Here is a 20891-nt window from a genome sequence, read left to right on the forward strand (position 1 = left end):
CCTGCCCTCATCCGACGTTTCCCGTAGCCGCCCTACCGATAGGGCGGCGATCTTTTCCCTGATCCCGCCATGAAATCCCGACACATCCTCGTCGCTGCCGCCCTGATCTCCGCTGCATCCGCTGCCGAAGGCTTCAAGGACACGCCGCTCATCCCCGGCTCCAAGTGGCACGTCCACGATCCGGATCGCCCGAAGCCGCCGGTGGTCACCCCCGGCAAGCAATTCAACCAACAGGCCGATGCGCCGAGCGACGCCGTGGTCCTCTTCAATGGCAAGGACTTCTCCAAGTGGCAGGGAGAACAGGGCGAAGTGAAGTGGAAGATCCAGGACGGCTACGCCGAAACCACCAAGACCGGCCGCATCCGCACGAAGGATGAATTCGGCGACTTCCAGCTTCACCTCGAGTTCGCCACCCCGGCCAAGGTCGAGGGCAACGGCCAAGGCCGCGGCAACAACGGCGTGAACATCTTCGGCAAGTACGAGATCCAGGTGCTGGACTCCTACAACAACGAGACCTACGCCGACGGTCAGGCCTCCGCGATCTACGGCCAGACCCCGCCAATGGTGAATGCCTCGCGCCCGCCCGGCGAATGGCAGACCTACGACATCATTTTCGAAGGCCCACGCTGGGACGCCGAGGGCAAGCTGCTCAAGAAAGCCTACATCACCGTGCTGCACAATGGCGTGCTGGTGCACCACCGCCGCGAACTCCACGGCGACACCCGCTACCGCGGCGTGGGCAACTACGACAAGCCGCACCCGACCAAGGGCTTCATCGAGCTCTATGAGCACGGAAACCCCGTCCGCTTCCGCAATATCTGGATCCGCGAGGTGAAGATCCCGACGCCCGAGGACCTCGGGATGACGCCGGAGGCGAAGTAATTGCGTATTTTCCCGCCCGGGAGGCTGGCTTCCCGGGCGGTTTTCGCTCCGTGCAATCCTTATCTTTCACCGCCTTCGTGACATCGGGGTTGCGGGGTTGGGGCTATTGTGAAATTTTTCACAAGCCCAAGGCGCCATGAGTATCAGCACCGTCCCACAGGGCCGCAGCGAGCGGTTTCCCTTCGAACTTGTCCGGCCCCAGTTGGAAAAGGTGGAAGCCTCCATCCGCGATCAGATCCGCGCCTTCGATCCCGCGGTGGAGCCCTACGTCAGCTACGTCTGCAATACCTCGGGCAAGCGCATCCGCCCCGCCCTCTCGATCCTCACCGGCGGCGCGCTCGGCCAGGTGGACGAGGGTCACCTGAAGATCGGCGTCATCCTGGAGCTCATCCACATGGCGACGCTGGTGCATGACGACATCATCGACGGTGCCGTGACGCGCCGCATGATCCCGACGGCGAATGCCAAGTGGGGTGCGGGGCTTTCCGTGCTGCTCGGCGACGCGCTCTTCTCGCACGCGCTGCACCTCGCCACGGATTTCAATGACATCTCGATCTGCCGCAAGGTCGGCCACGCCTCGCGCGAGGTCTGCCAAGGCGAGATCGTCCAGACCCAGCGCCGCTGGGACCTCACGCTGACGAAGGCGGACTACTTCCGCATCATCGAGATGAAGACCGGCGCGCTCTTCGCCGCCGCCACGGGCATCGCCGCCGCGCTCTCGGGAGCCGACGCCGAAACCGAGGCCCGCCTCTTCGACTACGGCATGAAGCTGGGCACGGCCTACCAGATCTACGACGACTGCCTGGACCTCGTGGGCAGCGAGGAAGACGTGGGCAAGACGCTCCGCACCGACCTCGAAAAGGGCAAGCTGACCCTGCCCATCCTCAATCTCCTCGAAAGCGCCAGCGACTCGCAGCGCGCGAAGCTGAACAAGCGCATCATCGACCAGGAAGCGCTCGATCTCCCCGTGCTCGTCGGCATCGCCGAGTATGAGGGCGCGATCGAGTCCGCGGTGGACACCGCCTCGAACATGCTCGGCACCTGCCGCGACCACCTCGTCGGCCTGCCCGGCAGCGAGCACGTCGAGGCGCTGGAGCAGATCACGTGGTACCTCGCCGCGCTGCTCGAGAAGTGCCGCCGCTGAGCCGCCCTGCCATCTCACTTGCCCGCGGCCTTCGCATAGTCCGCGGGCAGCATGAAGGACCATCCCTCCGCCTTCAGGAACTCCACGATGGCGGAGAAGTCCGCGAATGCCGCCTCGCTGAAGAAGCCGGGGTGAAACTGGAAGGCGCAGGGCGTCAGTGAAGGATCGTCCTTCCGCTTTTCATACTCCTCCTTGAATTTCGCGAAGTTCGGCTTGCCGGTTCCGTCGTTCTCGCCGCGCAGGTGCATCGGCAGCAGGATCTTGCCTTCCAGCAGCTTTGCCGGCTCGGACTCCGGACGGCAGAAGAACAGCTTGAGCTGCGGGATTTCATTCAGCGCCTTCGCCGTGTCCGCGTCCATGTCATTGAAGGGTGTGCCGAAGGCGATGAAGGGCTTTCCGAGCGCAGCCTCCCCTGCCTCCTGGGTCTTCACCAGATGGGTCTTCTGGTGCTCGTAGCCCGAGCCGCTGAACTCCGACTTGTAGGCTCCGTTCTCATCCCAGCGCCGGTGGTCCCAGCCGTGGTTCCAGAACTCCACCTTGCCGGTGGCTTCCCATTTCTTCAGCCACTCGTCGTACTTCGCGTCCTGTTTCTCGAAGGAGTTTCCGATGACTCCGGCGGAGACCGGGACGCCGTGCTTTTCCGCGAGCAGGAAGAAGCGCTCCCACTTCGCATTCACGCCGGTGACGTCGTCCGCCTTGATGATGGCGATGCGTTTTGTTTCGGCGGAGGCAGGAAGCGCGAAGGCTGCGAGGGCAAGCAGGAGGATTTTTTTCAGCGGCATCACGGTGTATTGGCAGGGTGAATCCGGGCGTCCGGCTTGGTCACGGACATCGGATCAATGAGTTTTATTCACGAAATGGAACAACGGCGAGCAAAGCGGACGACTTGCAAAAACTTCGCTTCAGATAGGCCGACCATCCGGGCAATCTACTAAATATAGCGTAGTTTTCAAATTGACCCTCCCACGTGTGGAAACTACGGTCCTCGCCATCGTTTTCTCGGCCTGATGCGGTGTGTTCAATGCGGATCTTTCAAAGACAAGGTGCTCGACTCGCGGATGTCGAAGGACGGCACCACGATCCGCCGCCGCCGCGAATGTCTCGGATGCAACTATCGCTATACCACCTACGAACAGATCGAGCGCACCGAGCTGCGCGTGGTGAAGCGCGATGGAGCACGCGAGGCGGTGAACCGGGAGAAGATCATGAGCGGCCTGGTGAAAGCCTGCGAGAAGCGTCCCGTCTCGATGGATCGCCTCGACCGCGCCGTTGACGAAATCCTCACCGAACTTCACCAGGATCACGTATCAGAAGTGCCATCGTCCGTCATCGGGGCCAAGGTGATGGACAAGCTCCACCAGATCGACCCCGTCGCCTACGTCCGCTACGTCTCGGTTTACCGCCAGTTCGAGGACGTCGGTGAATTCATCCGTGAGATCCAGGCCCTGGAACGCCGCCCCTCCCGCGACCCCATGCAACGCCGCCTCTTCAAGGACTGACCGCCCCTTTCCCACCCTGCTGTTTCACAACCCTCAACCCCGCGCACACCCGCCACCCTTGATCCGAACCCACCGTGATTTCGCTCATCGGTAATCGCCCGGCCATCCAGGTCGGTCGTCATCAAGTGATCCACTACGACACGTCGTGGCTGGGCACTGCATTGCGCCGTGCCGCCACTGCCGCCGATCGCCAGGATTTCCCCTTCGTGGACGAGATCCGCATGGGCATCGAGCAATACCTTGAGACGAAGTGCCCGCTGCGGCTGCTGCCACTGTCGGACCTGTACGACCGCATGCGCCACATGCTGGTGCGCATCGGCTGCGAGACCATCGCCGACAAGCTGGAGCCGCTGGCCCCGCCGGTGACGCTGTCGCTGCCACGCATCGCGAAGGAAGCGGGCAATGGCTTCGAGCTCGCCTTCTTCGGAGCGCTGCGCGAGGAACTGGCCCACCTGCGGACCGAGGGTGCCGAGGAAATCCGCTTCACAGGACTGCGCGAGTGTGCCCAGCTCCTGCGCGGCACGGAGAAGTGGGACAGCCACTGCGACCATCTGCTGCTGGAGATCCGCAATTTCCTCGATAACGTAGATCGCGAGCGCCAGCGCTTCCTGCGGCCGATGCGGCTGCGGCTCGAGGGCGACCGCTAGACCCGCTTTCTTCCACCATGGAAAAGACCCTGTTTCAGAAGATCTGCGACCGCGAGATCCCCGGAACCATCGTTCACGAGGACGACCTCTGCGTGTGCTTCCACGACATCAACCGCGGGGCCCCGATGCACCTGCTGCTGGTGCCGCGCAAGCCGATCCCACGGATCGCGGAAGCGGCCGCGGAGGACCAGGCGCTGCTCGGCCACATGCTGCTGACCGCACCAAAGATCGCACGCGAGCAGGGCTTCGCCGAGGACGGCTTCCGTCTGGTGATCAACTGCGGGAAGAACGGCGGCGAGACCGTGCCACACCTGCACATCCACATCCTCGGTGGCCGGCAGATGGAGTGGCCGCCGGGCTAGGAATTCAGCGGCTGGGTGCGCGGGATTTCACTTCGCCAGTAACGTCGTGTATGCTTGGAACCACTTATTGTGAGGCTTCCGCTTCACTCTCCCGAATCCAGCCTGCTCAGTCGGAAGATCGTCGCCCCAACTGTCTCACTTTCGGCGTATCCTGCTTCAACCCTGTATTTCCCGGGCTTGAGGAATACGTCGATCTTCGGTTGGCCATCGCCATCGAAGCCGCATGAATCCATGATGCGAATGGCAGTATCATCGAGATTCATTTCCAGTCTTTCCTCCCAAATTTCAGTTTCAGCAACGGCAGCGACGAAATCCAGAAGTTGCTCAAGTGAGTCGGCAAAGTCGCACTGGATGACCAGCCCACCGGTATGGAAAGGAACCCAATTCAGGTCGTGAGGAACATCGGAAATCCGGAGCACCTCAATCCCCCTGAACGGAATCAGGCTCATGAACGAAGTGCCGGTGCCTTTGCAAACCTCTCCATAGAGACCTTGGTCAGTATCCGGCCGATCCCCCAAAGCTTCACTCCATTCTCCGGCCAACCGATGGGGCAGGAGAATGAATGGCCCACCAAAGCTCGTAGCCGTTTTCATTTTACCAGATGAAACATGGCGGATGAAAGATCGGTCAAGGCAGGAAGAGGCAGGAATTCTACCCGCGCCGAAGATCGCACGCGAGCAGGGCTTCGCCGAGGACGGCTTCCGTCTGGTGATCAACTGCGGGAAGAACGGCGGCGAGACCGTGCCGCACCTGCACATCCACATCCTGGCCGGCCGGCAGCTCGAGTGGCCGCCGGGCTAGGCCACAAGAGCTGGGCATTCCGTAAAAGTGGCTTCGGCATCCTGCCGCAAGCCCCTCCCATCCAAAGGCTTGCGGCAGGATGCCGCAGCCACGCTTCTTACTTGTCCGTCGGCTTCGGTGGCTTGGGGCGTTTCACGGCGGCCTTTTCGATGAAGTCGATGACCATGTCGGCCACCGGCTTGCCGGAGGACTTCTCGATCCCCTCCAGACCCGGCGAGGAATTCACTTCCATCACCACCGGCCCGTGATTTGAGCGAAGCAGGTCCACACCCGCGAAATTCAGGCCCATGATTTTGGCGGCGCGGATCGCGACAGAGCGCTCCTCGGGAGTGATCTTCACCTTTTCGGCGGTGCCGCCGCGGTGGAGGTTCGAGCGGAATTCGCCCTCGGCAGCCTGGCGCTTCATCGAGGCGACCACCTTGCCATCCACGACGATGCAGCGGATGTCCGCGCCCTTGGCCTCCTTGATGAATTCCTGCACGAGGATATCGGCGCGCAGCCCCTTGAAGGCATCGATCACCGACTCGGCGGCGTTGGTCGTTTCAGCCAGCACCACGCCGACGCCCTGGGTGCCCTCGAGCAGCTTGATGACCAGCGGGGCACCGCCGCACATCTTGATCAGCTCGGAGGTGGCATCGGTGGAGTGAGCGAAGCCGGTGATGGGCAGGCCGACGCCCTTGCGAGCGAGGAGCTGCATGCTGCGCAGCTTGTCGCGCGAGCGGGCGATGGCCACCGAGTCATTCACGGTGAAAACGCCCATCATCTCGAATTGCCGCACCACGGCATTCCCGTAGAAGGTGTGGCTCGCCCCGATCCGAGGGATCACGGCATCGGCGGTGAGTTCCTCGCCCTCGATGAAGATCTTCGGCTTGTGAGCCGTGATGTTCATGTAGCAGCGCAGGTAATCGATGACCCTCACATCATGCCCGCGCGCCTCGGCGGCTTTGACCAGGGCATCGGTGCTGTAGAGACTCGCATTGCGGGAGAGAACGAGGATTTTCATGGTCGGCAGATGCCGGGAAATTGCGATTCAAGTTCGCGGAGCGCACCCATCAGATGGTGACCCAGCGGGTCAATGAGAAAAAATCCGGCCAGCGCCCGGCGGCCCAGAAGCACGGGACATTTCATCTTCCCACGGTGTGCCAAGGTCAGCCGGATCTTCCATGTAAACCCGCCGGGAAGCACGGCATCCGTCTCGATGTAGAGTCGTTTCCGAGCCACTCCGGTGGAGCTTTTCACCCGTCCGGACCCCGCCACGGGAGCCTCGCAGGTGATCATCCGACCGTAGTGATCCCGCGTGACGAAACGGACACGCGAGCCATCCCCGATGAGCTCGATATCCTCCGCATGCATGGAGGAAGTGCGCGCGCCGGTGTCTGTCTTGGCATGCAGCGGCCCCACACCGATCTCCGGCAGCGCCAGCCACTCCAGCCGCCCCAGCACCAGCCGCGGCATGCCCACCTGCTTCCACGGCAGCCCGATCTCCCGCGCGAGCTGGCCGGACGGGGTGTCGACTCGCTGCGGCACGGCAGTGTAGCTGCGGGGCTTGCGTTTCACGGATCGTCTATCGGTATGGGACATTCCGCCAAGATCTCCAACCAATCCTGCCCGGTGGTAGACCTGCGAAAAATGATGGCATCCTCTTCCGCATCGTAGCTCACATGAAATTCGTCGCCCGGCCTCGCGGCGGCCTGTGACAGAGGCACCGCAAGCCTGTGCTTCGCATCCATGGTGACGATCACGAAAAAATGATCCAACAGATCGAATCACCGTCAAGCCTGCGAGCTTCCTCGAGATCGCCCGGGCACTGCCAAACCCGTCACCTCATTCGTCTTGTCCGCGAACTCGACGGACTTCCCATCTTCCGACCCAAGTCCGCAGCCACGCTCGCAAACGTGCCGGTCTTGGCTGAAAGCAGCACCCGGCCATCCGGCTCGATCTCGTAAACAAGCCGGACATCGGGACGCAGCCCCAGAGCCTCGATCACCGCTTGCGGGATGGTCGTCTGATTCCTGCTGCGGAGAATGGAAAACGTCACAGGGCAGAATTGCAGCGCTCGATATAGACATCAAGTCGCCAAAACAGTCTCACCCCTCCGTCAGCAGGCTCGCCGCCATCGCGCGGGCCTGCTCTCCGCCGCCGCCGAGCATGCGGACGAGTTCGGTGATGCGGTTCTCGCCGCCGACCGGGTAAAGCCGCGAGCGGGTGCGGCCGCCGGCGACTTCCTTTTCCACCACGTAGTGCCGCGCCGCGAGCGCCGCGACCTGCGGGAAGTGGGTGATGGCCACGACCTGATGACGGAGTCCGAGCGCGGCCATCTTCTTGCCGACAGCGCGGGCGATCTCGCCACCGACATTCGCGTCGATCTCGTCGAAGACCATCAGCGGCGTCGCGTCCTGCTCCGCCAGCGCGCTCTTCACCGCCAGCATCACGCGGCTGATTTCACCACTGGATGCGATCTGCCGGAGTGGCTGCAGGGGCTCCCCGGGATTGGGACCGAAGAGAAATTCGATGCCCTCCAGGCCGGACGCTGCGGGCTCCTTGTGGGAAACCACCTCCACCTCGAAGGACGACTGCTTGAAGCCGAGATCCTTGAGCTGCCCGGCGATTTCCTTGGCGAGCTTCGGTGCGGCCTTCTTGCGCTTCGCGGTGAGGGCGAGGCCGGCCTTGTCGGTGGCCTCTCGGAGCTGTGACGCCTCGGCAGCGAGTTGTTCGAGGCGTTCGCCACGGTTCTCCACCGCATCCAGCCGGGCGGCCGCGCGGTCGCGATGCGCGAGCACCGTGGCCAGATCGCCGCCATACTTGCGCTTCAACGTTTCGAAAAGATTCACGCGCTCCTCCAGGCGCGCAGCCTCGGCGGGATCGATGTCGAGATCCTCCGCGTAGTCGGCCAGCGAACGCTCCAGCTCCTGCAATTCCATCACCGCCGTCTCCAGTCCCTGCGTGCGCTCGCGGATACTCGGGTCGAGCTTCTCCAGATCCCGCACCAGCCGCTGCACCTCCACGAGGTGGGAAAGCACGCCATTCTCATCCGCTCCGAGCGCGGCGGCGGCAGCACCGGACAGCTCGACCAGACGCGTGGAATTGCTCGCACGACGGTAGCGGTCGGCGATCTCGTCTTCCTCCTCCGGCTTCAATTGCGCGGCATCGATCTCGCCCACCTGATGGCGCAGCAGGTCGAGCTCCTGGGTGCTGGCGGACTCCGCCTGGCGCAGGTCCTCCAGCTCGGTTTCCTTGTTGCGCCACGCCCGCCACGTCGAGCGATAGGCATCCAGCACGGCATCGCAGCCCGCGTAGGCATCCAGCATGGAAAGCTGGCGCTCCGTGGAAAGCAGCGACTGGTGATCGTGCGGGCCGTGCAGGTCCACCAGATGCTCGCCGAGGCGCTTGAGAAGATTGAGCGTGACGGGAGAATCGTTCACGAACTGGCGGTTCGCGCTCTGGCCGATCACGCGGCGGACGATCAGCGAGCCATCCTCGCACGGCTCCAGCCCGCCTTCCGCCAGCACGGCATTGACCTCCGAGGCATCCCGCAGCTCGAAGATGGCCTCCACGGTGCAGGTATCCTCGCCGGTGCGGATCAGGGATTTGTCGGCACGCTCGCCGAGCACGAGCTTCAGGGCACCGACGATGACGGACTTGCCGGCGCCGGTTTCGCCGGTCACGCCGACGAGGCCGGGACCGAGTTCCCACACGAGTTCATCGACGAGGGCGAGATTGCGGATTTTCAGCAGGGTGAGCATGGCGGGGCCTCGGGCAGCGGCATGATGCCGGGCTGCGGCATGGAGTCAACCGGGCTTGCCGCCGCATCGTCACACTGCCACGTTTCCGGAGCACACATGGCGGCGGATTTCGAACTGACCTTCCTCGGCACCGGCACCTCGATCGGTGTGCCGGTCATCGGTTGCAAATGCCACGTCTGCACCTCGGAAGACCCGCGCAACCAGCGCACCCGCTCCTCCGTCCACGTCCGCGCCGGGGATTTCTCCGTGCTGGTGGATTCCGGTCCGGACCTGCGCGCGCAGGCGCTGCGCGAGGGGCTGACGAAGGTGGATGCCGTGCTCTACACCCACTCGCATGTCGATCACGTGGTCGGCTTTGACGAGCTGCGCGCCTTTTGCTGGCACCGCGAGGATCCCCTGCCGTTGCACGCCACCGCGGACTGCATGGCCACGCTGAAAAAGATGTTCGGCTGGGCCTTCTCCGAGGAAAATATCTACCGCGGCTACATCAAGCCCGACCCGCAGATCATTGCGGGGCCGATGACCTTTGGCGATCTCACCGTGACGCCGCTGCCGGTGGAGCACGCGAAGGCGGAGACCGTCGGCTTTCTCTTCGAGGTCCCCGGCTTGCCCTCCACGGCATATATCCCGGACGTGAAGAGTGTCCCGCCGGAGACCATCGCCCTGCTCAAGCGGGCGGATACCCTCATCATCGATGCCCTGCGATCCCTCCCCCACCCCACCCACCTCTCCACGGAGGAGGCGCTGGCGATCATCGGGGAAGCGGGCGTCTCACGCGGCTGGTTGACCCACCTCGGTCACGAGAATGACCACCACGAACTGGAGGCCACCCTGCCACATCACGTGCGGGTAGCCTACGACGGGCTGAAGATCCGCGGCTGATCCTCCGCATCCTCATCGGCGGTCATCTGCATGCGCATGGGCACATGCAGCGCCGAGCGGTGCGCGGCCTCCGGCACATACTGCTGCCATTTTTCGTCACCACGGCAGATCAAGGCGTGGATGTCGCGGCCGGTGTAGCGCAGCAGTTCCTCATCCCCCACCGGCACGGCGCGCACGCGACCGGTCTCCACGAAGTAGCGGTAGAGCGACTTCGAGTCTTCCGGCGCCTCGAATGCCGCCGAATCCACCAGCTCGCCACTGCGGCGGTTTTTCCACGGATAGACGTAGAGCGTTACCTGATTCTTGAACAGGCGACCGAAGGACTCGAGCACGCCGCCCGCCAGATTCTCCGCCCACTTCGCCTTGAAGAGCTCGTTGAGCAGGCCGATGCTCAGCACGATGCCGATCGGCCGCTGCGTCGAGCGAGCGAGATAGGAGGAAAGCCGGTGGAACTCCGAGTAGCGCGACACCAGTACCGTCTTCCCCAGCGCCTGCAGGGCATCGCAGCGGTCGATGAAGTCCACGTGGTCCACCGCATTGCCACGCAGCAGGTTCGCCATCGTCATCTCGCACAGCTCCATGGCCTCCTCGCCCGGCTGCAGGGCCGAGGCGAAGACCCCGCGCGCCTGCTCCAGCATCTGGAGGTGGAGCTTCGTCACCGGGTCGAAGCTGCCGCGCAGCAGCAGGATCGGCTTCTTATAGAGCGCCTCCGCCGGCTGCACCACCTCGCCGTCCGGCAGGAACATCGCCGACTCCGTGAGTCCGGCTTCCACCAGCGCCAGCGAGCACAGGCGATTGTCGAAGAAGCTGTAGCCGTGGCCGTGGAACTTCAGCATGTCCACCTCCACCTGCCCCGGCCGCAGATTCTCCACCAGGGAAGCGACGAAGCGCCCGAGGTGCCCGCGATAGCGGAAGGCGGCGTGGATGAGATTCACGCCGACGATGCCCAGCGCTTCCTTTTGCTCCTGGTTCTCGTCGTCGAGCAGGCGCAGGTGCAGGAAGATCTCCGACGGCGGATCCCCGGGCTTCAACTGGAAGCGCAGGCCGAGCCAGCCGTGGCACTCCCCGGTGTCCCGGTAGCCACGCGCGCGGACGGTATTGCAGAGGGAAAAGAAAGTCGTGGTGCTGCCGCGCTTCGGCCCCAGCCGCTCGAGCAGGATGCCGTATTCATGATCCAGCATCTGCTGGAGGCGCTGGCGGGAGACGTAGCGGTCGCTCTTGCCATAGATGGCATCGCTCATCGTCATGTCGTAGGCAGAGATCGACTTCGCCACCATGCCCGCGGAGCCGGATGCGCGGAAAAACCAATTCGCCGTCTCCTGCCCCGCCCCGATCTCGGCAAAGGTGCCGTAAATCGCCGGGTCGAGATTCAGCTCCTGTGCCTTGTCAAACGTGCTCGCCATCGCTGGCCCCATGGTGGGCCGGGCAACCGAAGAGGGAAACCGGAAAATCCCACGACCGCGCCGATGGAGGAATTCCCATTGCATCCCGCGCTGTGCTCGCTGAAATCCCCTGCATGTCCGACCGCCTCCTGATCGACCTCCCCACCTTGCCGGAGGAGGGCAAGAACTTCAGCGGCGAGCTGCCGCCCGAGGTCTTTGACCTGCCCGAGCACGATGCCAAGCCGCTCGGCCCGTTTTCCTACGATCTCTACGTCCAGCGCTTCGGCTCGGAGCTGCTGCTTTCCGGCACGCTTTCCGCGCCCTTCGAGTTCATCTGCGTCCGCACCATCCACCCCTTCACCCAGACTATCACCGTGGAGAATGCGAATGTCTCCGTGGAGATCGAAAGCGAGGGCATCCTGGACGCCACGGAGGCCATCCGGGAGGAGGTCCTGCTGGCCTTTCCGGACTACCCGAGGTGCGACGAGGCGGACGATCCGCAGCACTGCGAGATCGATAGTCGATATTTGGCAGTGGACAAACCCGCTGACGTTGGGGTAGAGACCCGCCCCCGCGCGCAGGGAGACGACCGATGGGCCGCTCTCGACGCATTGGATAACCTCGATTCCGAACGCTAATTCCTTACCGCCATGGCCGTACCAAAGCGCCGTCAATCCAAGAGCCGGCAAAAAATGCGCCGGGGTGCCAGCCGCTGGCGCGCTCCGATTTTCAAGACCTGCCCTGAGTGCGAAAGCCGCGTGCCTTCCCACATCGCGTGCCCTTCCTGTGGCACCTACAAGGGCCGCAAGGTGCTTGAAGTGGATGCGCTCTGAAGCGCTCCTTCCCGTTTATTTTTCCCTCGCCGTGCCGGGTTTCCCGGCGCGGTGATTTCGTGTACCTGTTTCCTTCCGTTTTTCCGCGATGAAAGTAGCGCTCGATGCCATGGGTGGCGACCACGCCCCCGCCGTCAATATCGGTGGGGCCAAGGAAGCCCTCGAACTTTACCCCTCGATCGAGAAGATCTTCCTCGTCGGCGATGAGGATGCGATCCGCGCGGAGTGCCAGAAGCAGGGCCTGTCCACCACCTCCCCACGCATCGCGATCGTGCATGCCCCAGAGGTGATCGGCATGGCCGAGCCGGGCGCGAAGACGGTCCGCCGGAAAAAACAGTCGTCGATCAACGTCGCGATGGACCTGGTGAAGGCGGGCGAGGCCGATGCCTTCGTCTCCGCCGGGAATACCGGTGCGGCCGTGGCTTCCGCGACCATCAAGCTGCGCCTGATCGAGGGCGTGGACCGCGCGGGCATCGCCTCCGGCCTGCCAAACGAGCACGGCATCTGCCACCTGCTCGACGCCGGTGCCAATCCCGAGGCCAAGCCGGAGCACCTGCTGGTGTATGCCATCATGGGCAGCGCCTTCGCCCGCCACGTGCTGGGCGTGAAGCACCCGAAGGTGGGCCTGATGTCGAATGGCGAGGAGGACGAGAAGGGCACCACTTTCACCAAGGAGACCTTCGCGCTGCTCAAGGGCTTCGCCGACAGCGGCAAGGCTCCCTTCGACTTCGTCGGCAACGTCGAGGGTCACGATCTTTTCGAAACGCAGCTCGACGTCGTCCTCTGCGACGGCTTCACGGGCAACGTGGTGCTGAAGTCCTGCGAGGCGACGGCCAAAGCGATGTTCAAGTGGCTGAAGAAGGAGCTCACCGCGAACGCCGTGCGCATGATCGGCGCGAAGATCGCCAAGGGCGCCTTCGTGGCCGTGAAAGAGCGCGCCAGTGCCGAGTCCTACGGCGGCAGCCCGCTGCTCGGCGTGAATGGCGTGGTGATCATCGCCCACGGAGGCTCGACCGCGGTGGCGGTGCGGAACGCGATCCGCGTCGGGATGGAAACCGTCCAGCACCGGGTGAACCCGCACATTGAGGCGACGCTGCAGGACGTGAAGCGGTGAGGCAGAGGTAAGCCCCCGGTCTTGCTTTTTGCGGCTCGCCCCGTAGGGTGACGCCATGAGTGCTCAAGCAGCCTTCCAGCGCGGCGTGCAACCGCTGCTCCAGATCCTGCTGCCCGGCAAGGAGGAGGAAGTGCTTTCGATCAGTGCGGATCAGTCGCTGCGCGACCGGATCGAGGAACTCGCCTCAAGAAACACCGAGGGCGAGCTCACCGCCGAAGAGCGTGACGAATACGCGGGCTACGTGAGGGCCAACAAGTTTGTCGCGGTCATGCGTCGCGAGGCGCGGACGTTCATGACTGGAACTCAAGTCGCGTGAAAGCAGCGCCGCCTGCATGAGGTAGCTAGCTATCGCATGACTGCATTCTCCCGGCTCGTCCTCGTCTTCGGCTGCCTCGTCTCCAGTCTCCTCGCCGGGGAGAATCTTGAGCAGTATCTCTCCCGGGATTTCCCCGCACAGGTCACGCGGGTGGAGGTGCTGGGAGACAAGGTCCGCGTCGAGGGAAAGGTCTCCGGGCAAGACGGGGAGATCTTTCTGGCGGACATCCCGATTGACGTGCCGCAGGGAGATGCAAGAGGCGGGCAGACCTTGGTCGGGGTGAAGCCGGAGGGCGGGACATTCACCATCGAACTCCCGCGGAAGCGCGACCGCGATGGCCTCGCCTACGACCGGCTCGTTTCACGATGGCAGTTGGTGAAGAAGGCGGGCGAGAGCGTCGAGCCGATCTCCCACGCGCGCTATGCGGACGAGGTCGCCTGCCGCACCCCGGACCTGCCACCTGCAAAGCCAAAGACGAAGAAGGGCCTGGGCGGCTGGAATGCCGGACGCATCCCGGGAGAACTGGAGGAGCTGGGTATTTCCTCCGTGACGGTGAATGTGATGGTCCACTCTCTGGTCTCGCTGGCGGCGGAGCCGGATACGGTGCCCTTCCAATGGCAGGGCCGCACCTATCACGCGCGTGAGAAGTCGCTCGCCGAACTCGACACGACCTTCCTCGAGGCCCGGAAAAGCGGAGTCATGGTCTCCGCGATTCTGCTGGTGGCAAATCCCGCGAAGGATGCCAACCCGGTCGTGAAAATCATCGGCCATCCGGACGCGCATCCCGAGGGCATCTTCTCGATGCCGAATGTCACCTCACCGGACGGGCTCGCACTCTACGGAGCGATCCTGAATCTGATGGCGGAGCGCTGGTCGCGACCGGATGGCAAGCATGGCCGCGTCCACCACTGGATCATGCACAACGAGGTGGACGCCGGGTGGGTGTGGACGAATGCGGGCGAGAAATCCGCGCTCGATTTCATGGACCTCTACCAGCGCTCGATGCGCCTGATGGACCTGATCGCGCGGCAATACGATCCCGGCAGCCGCGCCTTCATCTCGCTGACCCACCACTGGGCGGAGAAGGGCGAGCCGAAGTGGTATGGCTCGAAGCAATTGCTGGAGCTGCTGGTGAAGTTCACTCGGGCGGAGGGGGATTTCCCATGGGCGCTGGCCTATCACCCGTATCCGCAGGATCTCTTCAAGCCGCGGACATGGGAGGACGAGCAGGCCACCTTCAGCTTCGCGACCGCGAAGATCACGCCGAAGAACCTGGAGGTGCTCGACGCCTGGATGAAGCAGCCCGCCATGCTCCACCGCGGCAAGGTGAGGCCTGTGCATTGCTCGGAGAATGGCTTCAACTCGAAGGACTATTCCGAAAAGGAACTAAGCGACCAAGCGGCAGGCATGGCGCTCGCGTGGAAGAAGATCCAGGCGCTCTCCTCGATCGAGGCATGGCAGTATCACAACTGGATCGACAACCGCCACGAAGGCGGCCTGCGCATCGGCCTGCGGAAATTCCCGGACGAGCCCGGCGACCCTCACGGCAAGAAGCCCATTTGGCACCTCTACCGTGCCCTCGCCGCGCCCGAGGAAGACAAGGCCAGCGCCCCCTACCTGCCGGTCATCGGGATCTCAACGTGGGAGGAAGCGATGCATCGGGAGCCGGTCCGGTGAAAATCCCGGAACTCCCTACATCTCATCCACAGCCTCACGCAGCCATCTGAAGCCGTGGTCTGCGGCATGTGACAAAGCATTGTCCATCGCTTCAGTGATTGACGACTCGCGCTCCTGATACGACCACCAGAAATCCGTGGGGAAGATCTGCCACCAATTCCATCCACAACCGAAACGAAGCCAGAGAACGGCCCGAGCCAGGCAATTCTTTGACATCACGTGTCCGATGCGAATGACACGGTCGCAATCTGCCGCGATAAGTTTCTTCATCTCCGGAAGCTGCCCACCAACGGAGCTGGTGCGCACCAGTGCCAGATTGATCGTGAATGTCCGATAAGGGTTTTTAACCGACTTTTGCAGCTCCACGACTTCCCAAATTCCTGCGGCTTCAGATGGGCGGACGAAGACATGGGCTGACGTACGGGCAAAGTCATTCGCCGACGCCCAAGGAACAGCTACCTTCTCGACTGCTTTTCGAAAGAGCGATTGGCGCGCCATGGGATTGCTTCGGTCGCCACAGCATGCAGCTTCCGAGCGACTGGATGCAAGAGACGGCGTTCTGAAAAATCTCAGCTCCAGTTTAGAACCCCGGTGACATTCAGCCTGCCACTGTAACCATATACTACTATATTTACAGTAGATATCATCCGTGAAGCCGGCATCTTTCACCACTTCGGGCGGAATGAATTCCGCTTTCCCAGTAAAAATCCGGCGGCGGGTGGGGCCCGGCGCCGGATGGGGTGAGGATTCGATTCCGCCCGGTGGCGGAGGCATCAGACGATGCTCGATGAGCCGGGGACCGGGGACGGATACATGCCGTCGGGACCCGCTTTCGGGCCGGGGTCCGCATCCCAGGCGAGGACCTTCGGCATGGTATCGACGGAGGAATTCAGCGCCTGCTCCCAGGTCACCTCGTGGCCGGTGTAGCAGGCCATGCGGCCCATGATGGCGGTGAGGGTGCTCTCCGCGGTGTGGTAGGCGTCATTGTGCGCCACGCCCTTGCGGATGAAGTCATAGAGGCGGTCGTGCTCGGTCTGGTAGGGGTTGTTGTCCTGGCCGCGGAAGCGCCACACCACCTTGCCGGAGCGGTCCTTGATCATGCCGGGATAGGCGGAGCCCTTCGTGCCGGTGATGGTCTCGCTGATGCGCGAGGCCACGCCGTTCCAGTGGCGACTCTGCGAATTCATCATCGTGCCGTCCTCGTAGGTGTACTCGACGTAGAAGTGGTCGTAGATCTCGCCGAATTGCTTGCCCACGCGCTGGGTGCGGCCGCCCATGCCGAGCGCCTTCACCGGGTGCTTGCCGCCCTTGAACCAATTGCTGACGTCGAGATTGTGGACGTGCTGCTCGCAGATGTGGTCGCCGCAGATCCAGTTGAAGTAATACCAGTTCCGCATCTGGTATTCCATCTCGCTCATGCCGGGAGAGCGGTCCTTTACCCACACGCCGTTGCCGACCCAATAGACCTGCGAGGCCACGAAGTCACCGATGGCTCCGTCCTGCACCTGCTTCAGCGTTTCGAGGTAGCTCTCCTGATAGCGACGCTGGAGGCCGCAGACCACCTTCAGCTTCTTCGCGTCGGCTTGCTTCGCGGCCTCCAGGACCTTGCGGATGCCGGGGCCATCGACGGCGACGGGCTTCTCCATGAAAACGTGCTTCCCCTTCTCCACCGCATACTCGAAGTGCGCGGGGCGGAAGCCGGGCGGCGTGCAGAGCAGCACCACGTCCGCGGCATCGATCGCCGCCTTGTAGCCTTCGAATCCCACGAAACGCCGCTCCTTCGGCACGTCCACGCGGTCGCCATACTGCTGCTTCAGCCCTTCATGCGCGGCGTCGATATTGTCCGGAAATGCGTCCGCCATCGCGACGAGGCGGGTGCCGGGCACATTCAGCGATTGCGCGGCGGCACCGCTGCCACGACCGCCGCAGCCGACGAGCGCGATCTTCAGCTCCTCCCCTGCCCCACCCTGCGCGCGCAGGATGCCCGGCATGGCGGTGGCGGCAGTAATGAGGGCGCCGGACTTCAGGAAGCCGCGGCGGTCGGCGAGGATGGATTTTTCGGTCATGGTCGTATGCGAGTTTCGTTGCAGGCCACGGACAAAATCCGCACCCGGGGAATACCCGGATACGACCCCGGGAGACCCGATTTCTCGACAAATGTGACCAAGCCGCGGCATCGCCCGCGGGGGCGACGCGCCTGTCAGGCCTCGCGGCTGATGACCTTCGAGCCGCGCTTCAGCACGGCCTCCATCAGGTCGGCATTCGGATCCACGAAGGCCGGGTCGTGATTCTTCGCGTAGTTGAAGACATGCTTGTGGAGATACTCGAAGTAGGTCTCCCGCTCTTCCTTCTTCAGGCGATACCAGACGGCGATATTCAGCGCGCGGGTGGTCTTCTGCATCATGTGCAGCGTCAGCGTCCGGCCGCTGCGGGCACGCTGGACCTGCTTGTGGGTGAGCTGCTCGGGGGAGGCATCCACGAGGTCGTGGTTGCCCAGGCCCCATGCCGTCATCATCCCGTCCAGCGGCTGCGTGCCGTGCTCGCGTTCTTCGTTCACGCGCCGGGTGTAGCACGCATCGCGCGGAGGGAAACCGTTATTATCGACTGCGCGTCAGGCATCTTTCTCCAGTGCCTTGATGCGCTCGACGAGCTTTGGCAACTGGCGGACGAGCGCGCGGGACCGCTGCTCGTCCATGTAGGGGCGAGCGGGATTTCCCCCGTAGGTCTTGCCACCCTCGACATCGGCCGTGACTCCGGTGCGGGCGGCCAGGATGGCCTTCGCGCCGACCTTCACATGCCCGGCGACCCCGCTCTGCGCGGCGACGACCACGTAGTCACCCATCCGCGAACTGCCGGCCACGCCGCTCTGGGACACCAGCAGGCAGTGCTTGCCGACCTGCACATTGTGCGCGACCTGCACGAGATTGTCGATTTTCGTCCCCTGACCGATGACCGTGCGGCCGAAGCGGGCGCGGTCGATGGTGGTATTCGCACCGATCTCGACGTCATCCTGCACCTCCACGATGCCGACCTGATCGACCTTCACGTGGCGGCCATCGACCACCTCGTAGCCGTAGCCATCCGAGCCGATCACGGCACCCGGCTGGAGGATCACGCGGTCGCCGATGAGGCAGCGCTCGCGGATCGAGACATTCGCATGGAAGAGACAGTCGCGACCGACCTTCACCTGCTCGCCCACCACCACATTCGGCCCGATCTCGCTGCCATCGCCGATCTCAGCTCCGGCCATGATCACGGCTCCGGCGTGGATGCGGACCTTCGCGGGATCGAGCTTCGCCGACTCATCGACGATCGCCCGGGGATGGATGCCCGGCGTGAAGACGCGCGCCGTGGCAGCGACGAAATGCTTCACCGCCAAGCCAAAGGCGTAGGAGGGATTCTCGGCGGCGATCAGGGCGCTCGCTTCCGGGCCCTCGGTCACACCCCGGGGAACGATCACCGCGCCGGCCCGGGTGGCCAGGTATTGGGCGCGGTATTTCTCATTACCCAGAAAGGACAGCTCGGCTGCGCCGGCCTCATCCAGGGCCGCGATGCCGTCTATCAAAAGATCAGGCCCGCCCCGGACGATGTCACCATCGACGAGGCGGGCCAGTTCGGAAAGGGTCAGTGCCACGGGAAGCGCGGGATCACTCGCCAGCAGGGGTCTCTTCAGGGGACGGGGCGCTTTCGGCCGGTGCGTCCTTGTTGAGCTCCTTCAGCAGCACCGCGGTGATGTCGGTCGCGTCCTTCGTGTAGAGGAAGAAGGGAACCTGCGAGGTGCTGAGACCGGACTTGTCGAAGACGTAGTCGTAGTCCTCGGCCTTGGCCTTTTCTTCCACCAGCTTGCGGATCTCCTCGAGGATACCCTTCATGCGCTGGACCATCTTCTGGTTCAGCGTCTCGGTGCGGCGCTGGAGGTACTCGCGGCGCTCGCGGTCGAGTGCGGTGCCTTCCTGCTGCTTCACGCCCCACTCGATGGAGAGCGACTCCTTTTTCGACTGGGCGATGGTGGGGTCTTCCAGTTGCTTGCGCATGGTCTGGAGCTGGGTGTCCAGCTCGCGGATCGTGGCGAGGCGGTCGTTGTTGTCCTTCTGGATCCGCAGGCGCTCCACGTTGATCTCCTTCTGAGCCTCGTTGGTGCGGTGATACTCCTTGAAGACCTGCTGCATGTCGACGGTGGCGATCTTCAGCTTGCCTTCCTGAGCCGCGGCGGTCGCGCAGAGGGCGACGGCAGCGACGAGGGCGGAGATTCGGCGGATGATGGTCATGAAATGAATGGGGTTCCCCTTGGGATGTGGCGGAGGCTGCACCGATTTTTCCGCAGCGTCAACGCCCCATCCGCGGAAGGACAGGCAGATGAAGGAGCCGCGCATGGGGGATTGCGGGATGCCCTCCGCCGCGCCAGCCTCCGGCCATGCGCCAAGCCGCCACGACCGTAGAACTGCGCCGCGAGATCGCCACCCTGCCCCGCCCGCTGGTGCTGGTCCCCACGATGGGCGCGCTGCACGAGGGCCATCTGGCGCTGGTCCGCCGCGCCCGGGAGGCGGCCGGCCCCGAGGGCACCGTGGCGGTGTCCATCTTTGTGAATCCCATCCAATTCGACCGGCCCGGCGACCTGGCTGCCTACCCGCAGCCGCTGGCCGATGACCTGGCGAAATGCGAGGCGGAGGGCGTTGACCTGGTTTTCACACCGGCGGCGGACGGGATGTATTTCCCGGACCGCTCGATCACCGTGACGGAATCTCTGCTCTCCCGGCACCTCTGCGGGGCGACCCGCCCGGGACACTTCGATGGCGTCTGCACGGTGGTGCTGAAGCTCTTCAATCTCTTCCAATGCGACGCCGCCGTCTTCGGCGAAAAGGACGTGCAGCAACTCGCCATCCTCCGCCGCATGGCGCGCGACCTGGACGTGCCCGTGGAAATCATCGGCTACCCCACGGTGCGGGAGCCGGATGGACTGGCGATGTCCTCGCGGAATGTCCGCCTCACCCCGGAGCACCGCGCCGATGCCCCGCGAATCCGCCGTGCCCTCGAGGGTGCGCTGTCTCTCCTCCAATTCGGCGAGCGCGCCGCAGCCCCCTTCCTCGCCGCCGCCCGGAAGCATCTGGAGGAGTCGCTCTTCCTGCGGATCGACTACCTTGAGCTGGTGGACGCGGAGACACTGCAGCCCGTGGGACACATCAAACGCCCGACCGTGCTGGCCACCGCCGTCTTCTACGGGGAAGTGCGGTTGATCGACCACGTCACGCTGCTGCCGTGAGCGCCGCAGGGAGTCATCATTCCTCCCGCTTGCCGCGCATCGAGTCCATCATCTGGCGATGGGAGCGCTCCTGGTTGAAGAGGTAGCTGTTTTTGTCGGCCTCGCTATAGGTGAATTCCAGCAGGCGCAATTTCCGGAGAATCCCCACGACAAGGATGAATATCGCGGGAACGACAACCCCCGCGTAAATCAGGATTCTGAAAACGAAGGACCAAGACTCCTCGCCGTAAAACATCAGGCCCGCGAAGCCCCCGAGCAAACACAGGGGCCCCAGCGCGAAGGCGCGCCTCCAGATGGTGTAGCGGAGAGATATCATGGAGCGGTCGGATCACGCTCACACGTTCAGGGG

General features: G+C 63.6%; 27 protein-coding genes. 13 read left to right on the top strand and 14 right to left on the bottom strand.

Annotation, left to right across the window (positions count from 1 at the left end; all coding sequences use genetic code 11):
• Positions 1-69: 69 nt before the first annotated feature.
• Together OKA04_RS07145 and OKA04_RS07150 are read left to right on the top strand one after the other, a co-directional pair.
• Positions 70-882 (top strand): 3-keto-disaccharide hydrolase, encoded by an 813-nt coding sequence (locus OKA04_RS07145; RefSeq protein WP_264500460.1) that lies wholly within the window; start codon positions 70-72, stop codon positions 880-882.
• Positions 883-1018: 136 nt separating this feature from the next.
• A complete protein-coding gene (locus tag OKA04_RS07150) occupies positions 1019-2026 on the top strand; it encodes a polyprenyl synthetase family protein (RefSeq protein WP_264500461.1) in 1008 nt (335 codons plus the stop codon).
• A gap of 14 nt (positions 2027-2040) precedes the next feature.
• On the opposite strand, the gene OKA04_RS07155 is transcribed toward OKA04_RS07150, so the two are convergent.
• A complete protein-coding gene (locus OKA04_RS07155) occupies positions 2041-2808 on the bottom strand; it encodes a polysaccharide deacetylase family protein (protein WP_264500629.1) in 768 nt (255 codons plus the stop codon).
• A gap of 225 nt (positions 2809-3033) precedes the next feature.
• On the opposite strand from OKA04_RS07155, the gene nrdR reads away from it, so the two are divergent.
• From nrdR to OKA04_RS07170, 3 genes are all read left to right on the top strand, one after another.
• Positions 3034-3525 (top strand): transcriptional regulator NrdR, encoded by a 492-nt coding sequence (gene nrdR / locus OKA04_RS07160; RefSeq protein ID WP_264488206.1) that lies wholly within the window; start codon positions 3034-3036, stop codon positions 3523-3525.
• Positions 3526-3599: 74 nt separating this feature from the next.
• Positions 3600-4172, top strand: coding sequence for a hypothetical protein (locus OKA04_RS07165; RefSeq protein ID WP_264500462.1), 573 nt, complete (start codon positions 3600-3602; stop codon positions 4170-4172).
• A 17-nt stretch (positions 4173-4189) separates the two neighbouring features.
• Positions 4190-4534 carry a histidine triad nucleotide-binding protein gene (locus tag OKA04_RS07170; RefSeq protein ID WP_264500463.1) on the top strand — a complete coding sequence of 115 codons (345 nt, stop codon included), beginning with the start codon at positions 4190-4192 and terminating at the stop codon, positions 4532-4534.
• A gap of 83 nt (positions 4535-4617) precedes the next feature.
• On the opposite strand, the gene OKA04_RS07175 is transcribed toward OKA04_RS07170, so the two are convergent.
• Positions 4618-5127 carry an Imm21 family immunity protein gene (locus OKA04_RS07175; protein ID WP_264500464.1) on the bottom strand — a complete coding sequence of 170 codons (510 nt, stop codon included), beginning with the start codon at positions 5125-5127 and terminating at the stop codon, positions 4618-4620.
• A gap of 22 nt (positions 5128-5149) precedes the next feature.
• On the opposite strand from OKA04_RS07175, the gene OKA04_RS07180 reads away from it, so the two are divergent.
• Positions 5150-5335, top strand: a complete 186-nt coding sequence (locus tag OKA04_RS07180; RefSeq protein WP_264500465.1) for an HIT domain-containing protein — start codon at positions 5150-5152, stop codon at positions 5333-5335.
• A 97-nt stretch (positions 5336-5432) separates the two neighbouring features.
• Here the strand turns inward: OKA04_RS07180 and rimK are convergent, their stop codons facing one another.
• The 5 genes from rimK to recN form a co-directional block, all read right to left on the bottom strand.
• Complete coding sequence (gene rimK / locus OKA04_RS07185) at positions 5433-6338, bottom strand: 30S ribosomal protein S6--L-glutamate ligase (protein WP_264500466.1); 906 nt, start codon at positions 6336-6338, stop codon at positions 5433-5435.
• On the bottom strand, positions 6335-6892 hold the full coding sequence (locus OKA04_RS07190; RefSeq protein WP_264500467.1) for an ATP-dependent zinc protease family protein: 558 nt from the start codon (positions 6890-6892) through the stop codon (positions 6335-6337). Before OKA04_RS07190 ends, rimK begins: the two co-directional genes overlap by 4 nt.
• Positions 6889-7077 (bottom strand): hypothetical protein, encoded by a 189-nt coding sequence (locus tag OKA04_RS07195; RefSeq protein ID WP_264500468.1) that lies wholly within the window; start codon positions 7075-7077, stop codon positions 6889-6891. The genes OKA04_RS07190 and OKA04_RS07195 overlap by 4 nt, the downstream gene beginning before the upstream one ends.
• Before the next feature lie 77 nt (positions 7078-7154).
• Complete coding sequence (locus OKA04_RS07200) at positions 7155-7373, bottom strand: type II toxin-antitoxin system PrlF family antitoxin (protein ID WP_264500469.1); 219 nt, start codon at positions 7371-7373, stop codon at positions 7155-7157.
• 49 nt (positions 7374-7422) lie between these two features.
• The gene (recN, locus tag OKA04_RS07205) at positions 7423-9078 is read right to left on the bottom strand and encodes a DNA repair protein RecN (RefSeq protein WP_264500470.1); all 1656 of its coding nucleotides are present in this window, start codon (positions 9076-9078) and stop codon (positions 7423-7425) included.
• 96 nt (positions 9079-9174) lie between these two features.
• On the opposite strand from recN, the gene OKA04_RS07210 reads away from it, so the two are divergent.
• Positions 9175-9960, top strand: a complete 786-nt coding sequence (locus OKA04_RS07210; protein WP_264500471.1) for an MBL fold metallo-hydrolase — start codon at positions 9175-9177, stop codon at positions 9958-9960.
• On the opposite strand, the gene OKA04_RS07215 is transcribed toward OKA04_RS07210, so the two are convergent.
• Positions 9933-11363, bottom strand: a complete 1431-nt coding sequence (locus OKA04_RS07215; protein ID WP_264500472.1) for a TonB-dependent receptor — start codon at positions 11361-11363, stop codon at positions 9933-9935. The genes OKA04_RS07210 and OKA04_RS07215 overlap by 28 nt on opposite strands.
• Before the next feature lie 113 nt (positions 11364-11476).
• On the opposite strand from OKA04_RS07215, the gene OKA04_RS07220 reads away from it, so the two are divergent.
• From OKA04_RS07220 to OKA04_RS07240, 5 genes are all read left to right on the top strand, one after another.
• On the top strand, positions 11477-11980 hold the full coding sequence (locus OKA04_RS07220) for a YceD family protein (RefSeq protein ID WP_264500473.1): 504 nt from the start codon (positions 11477-11479) through the stop codon (positions 11978-11980).
• A 12-nt stretch (positions 11981-11992) separates the two neighbouring features.
• Positions 11993-12175, top strand: a complete 183-nt coding sequence (rpmF, locus tag OKA04_RS07225) for a 50S ribosomal protein L32 (protein ID WP_264500474.1) — start codon at positions 11993-11995, stop codon at positions 12173-12175.
• Between the two features lie 88 nt (positions 12176-12263).
• Positions 12264-13289 (top strand): phosphate acyltransferase PlsX, encoded by a 1026-nt coding sequence (gene plsX / locus OKA04_RS07230; protein WP_264500475.1) that lies wholly within the window; start codon positions 12264-12266, stop codon positions 13287-13289.
• A gap of 55 nt (positions 13290-13344) precedes the next feature.
• A complete protein-coding gene (locus tag OKA04_RS07235; protein ID WP_264500476.1) occupies positions 13345-13605 on the top strand; it encodes a hypothetical protein in 261 nt (86 codons plus the stop codon).
• Between the two features lie 36 nt (positions 13606-13641).
• On the top strand, positions 13642-15282 hold the full coding sequence (locus tag OKA04_RS07240; RefSeq protein WP_264500477.1) for a DUF5722 domain-containing protein: 1641 nt from the start codon (positions 13642-13644) through the stop codon (positions 15280-15282).
• A 15-nt stretch (positions 15283-15297) separates the two neighbouring features.
• Here OKA04_RS07240 and OKA04_RS07245 read toward each other — a convergent pair whose 3' ends face one another.
• From OKA04_RS07245 to OKA04_RS07265, 5 genes are all read right to left on the bottom strand, one after another.
• Positions 15298-16056 carry a DUF4304 domain-containing protein gene (locus tag OKA04_RS07245; RefSeq protein WP_264500478.1) on the bottom strand — a complete coding sequence of 253 codons (759 nt, stop codon included), beginning with the start codon at positions 16054-16056 and terminating at the stop codon, positions 15298-15300.
• The gene (locus OKA04_RS07250) at positions 16056-17348 is read right to left on the bottom strand and encodes a Gfo/Idh/MocA family protein (RefSeq protein ID WP_264500479.1); all 1293 of its coding nucleotides are present in this window, start codon (positions 17346-17348) and stop codon (positions 16056-16058) included. Before OKA04_RS07250 ends, OKA04_RS07245 begins: the two co-directional genes overlap by 1 nt.
• 134 nt (positions 17349-17482) lie before the next feature.
• Positions 17483-17839, bottom strand: coding sequence for a hypothetical protein (locus OKA04_RS07255; protein WP_264500480.1), 357 nt, complete (start codon positions 17837-17839; stop codon positions 17483-17485).
• Between the two features lie 54 nt (positions 17840-17893).
• Positions 17894-18916 (bottom strand): UDP-3-O-(3-hydroxymyristoyl)glucosamine N-acyltransferase, encoded by a 1023-nt coding sequence (lpxD, locus tag OKA04_RS07260; RefSeq protein WP_264500481.1) that lies wholly within the window; start codon positions 18914-18916, stop codon positions 17894-17896.
• Positions 18917-18929: 13 nt separating this feature from the next.
• Positions 18930-19550 carry an OmpH/Skp family outer membrane protein gene (locus tag OKA04_RS07265; RefSeq protein WP_264500482.1) on the bottom strand — a complete coding sequence of 207 codons (621 nt, stop codon included), beginning with the start codon at positions 19548-19550 and terminating at the stop codon, positions 18930-18932.
• Positions 19551-19696: 146 nt separating this feature from the next.
• On the opposite strand from OKA04_RS07265, the gene panC reads away from it, so the two are divergent.
• Entirely contained in the window at positions 19697-20542 is an 846-nt protein-coding gene (panC, locus tag OKA04_RS07270) for a pantoate--beta-alanine ligase (RefSeq protein WP_264500483.1), read from the top strand.
• A 16-nt stretch (positions 20543-20558) separates the two neighbouring features.
• On the opposite strand, the gene OKA04_RS07275 is transcribed toward panC, so the two are convergent.
• Positions 20559-20858 (bottom strand): hypothetical protein, encoded by a 300-nt coding sequence (locus tag OKA04_RS07275; RefSeq protein ID WP_264500484.1) that lies wholly within the window; start codon positions 20856-20858, stop codon positions 20559-20561.
• Positions 20859-20891: the final 33 nt, after the last annotated feature.

The organism is Luteolibacter flavescens, from assembly GCF_025950085.1.
In the GTDB taxonomy this organism is placed as follows: domain Bacteria; phylum Verrucomicrobiota; class Verrucomicrobiia; order Verrucomicrobiales; family Akkermansiaceae; genus Haloferula; species Haloferula flavescens.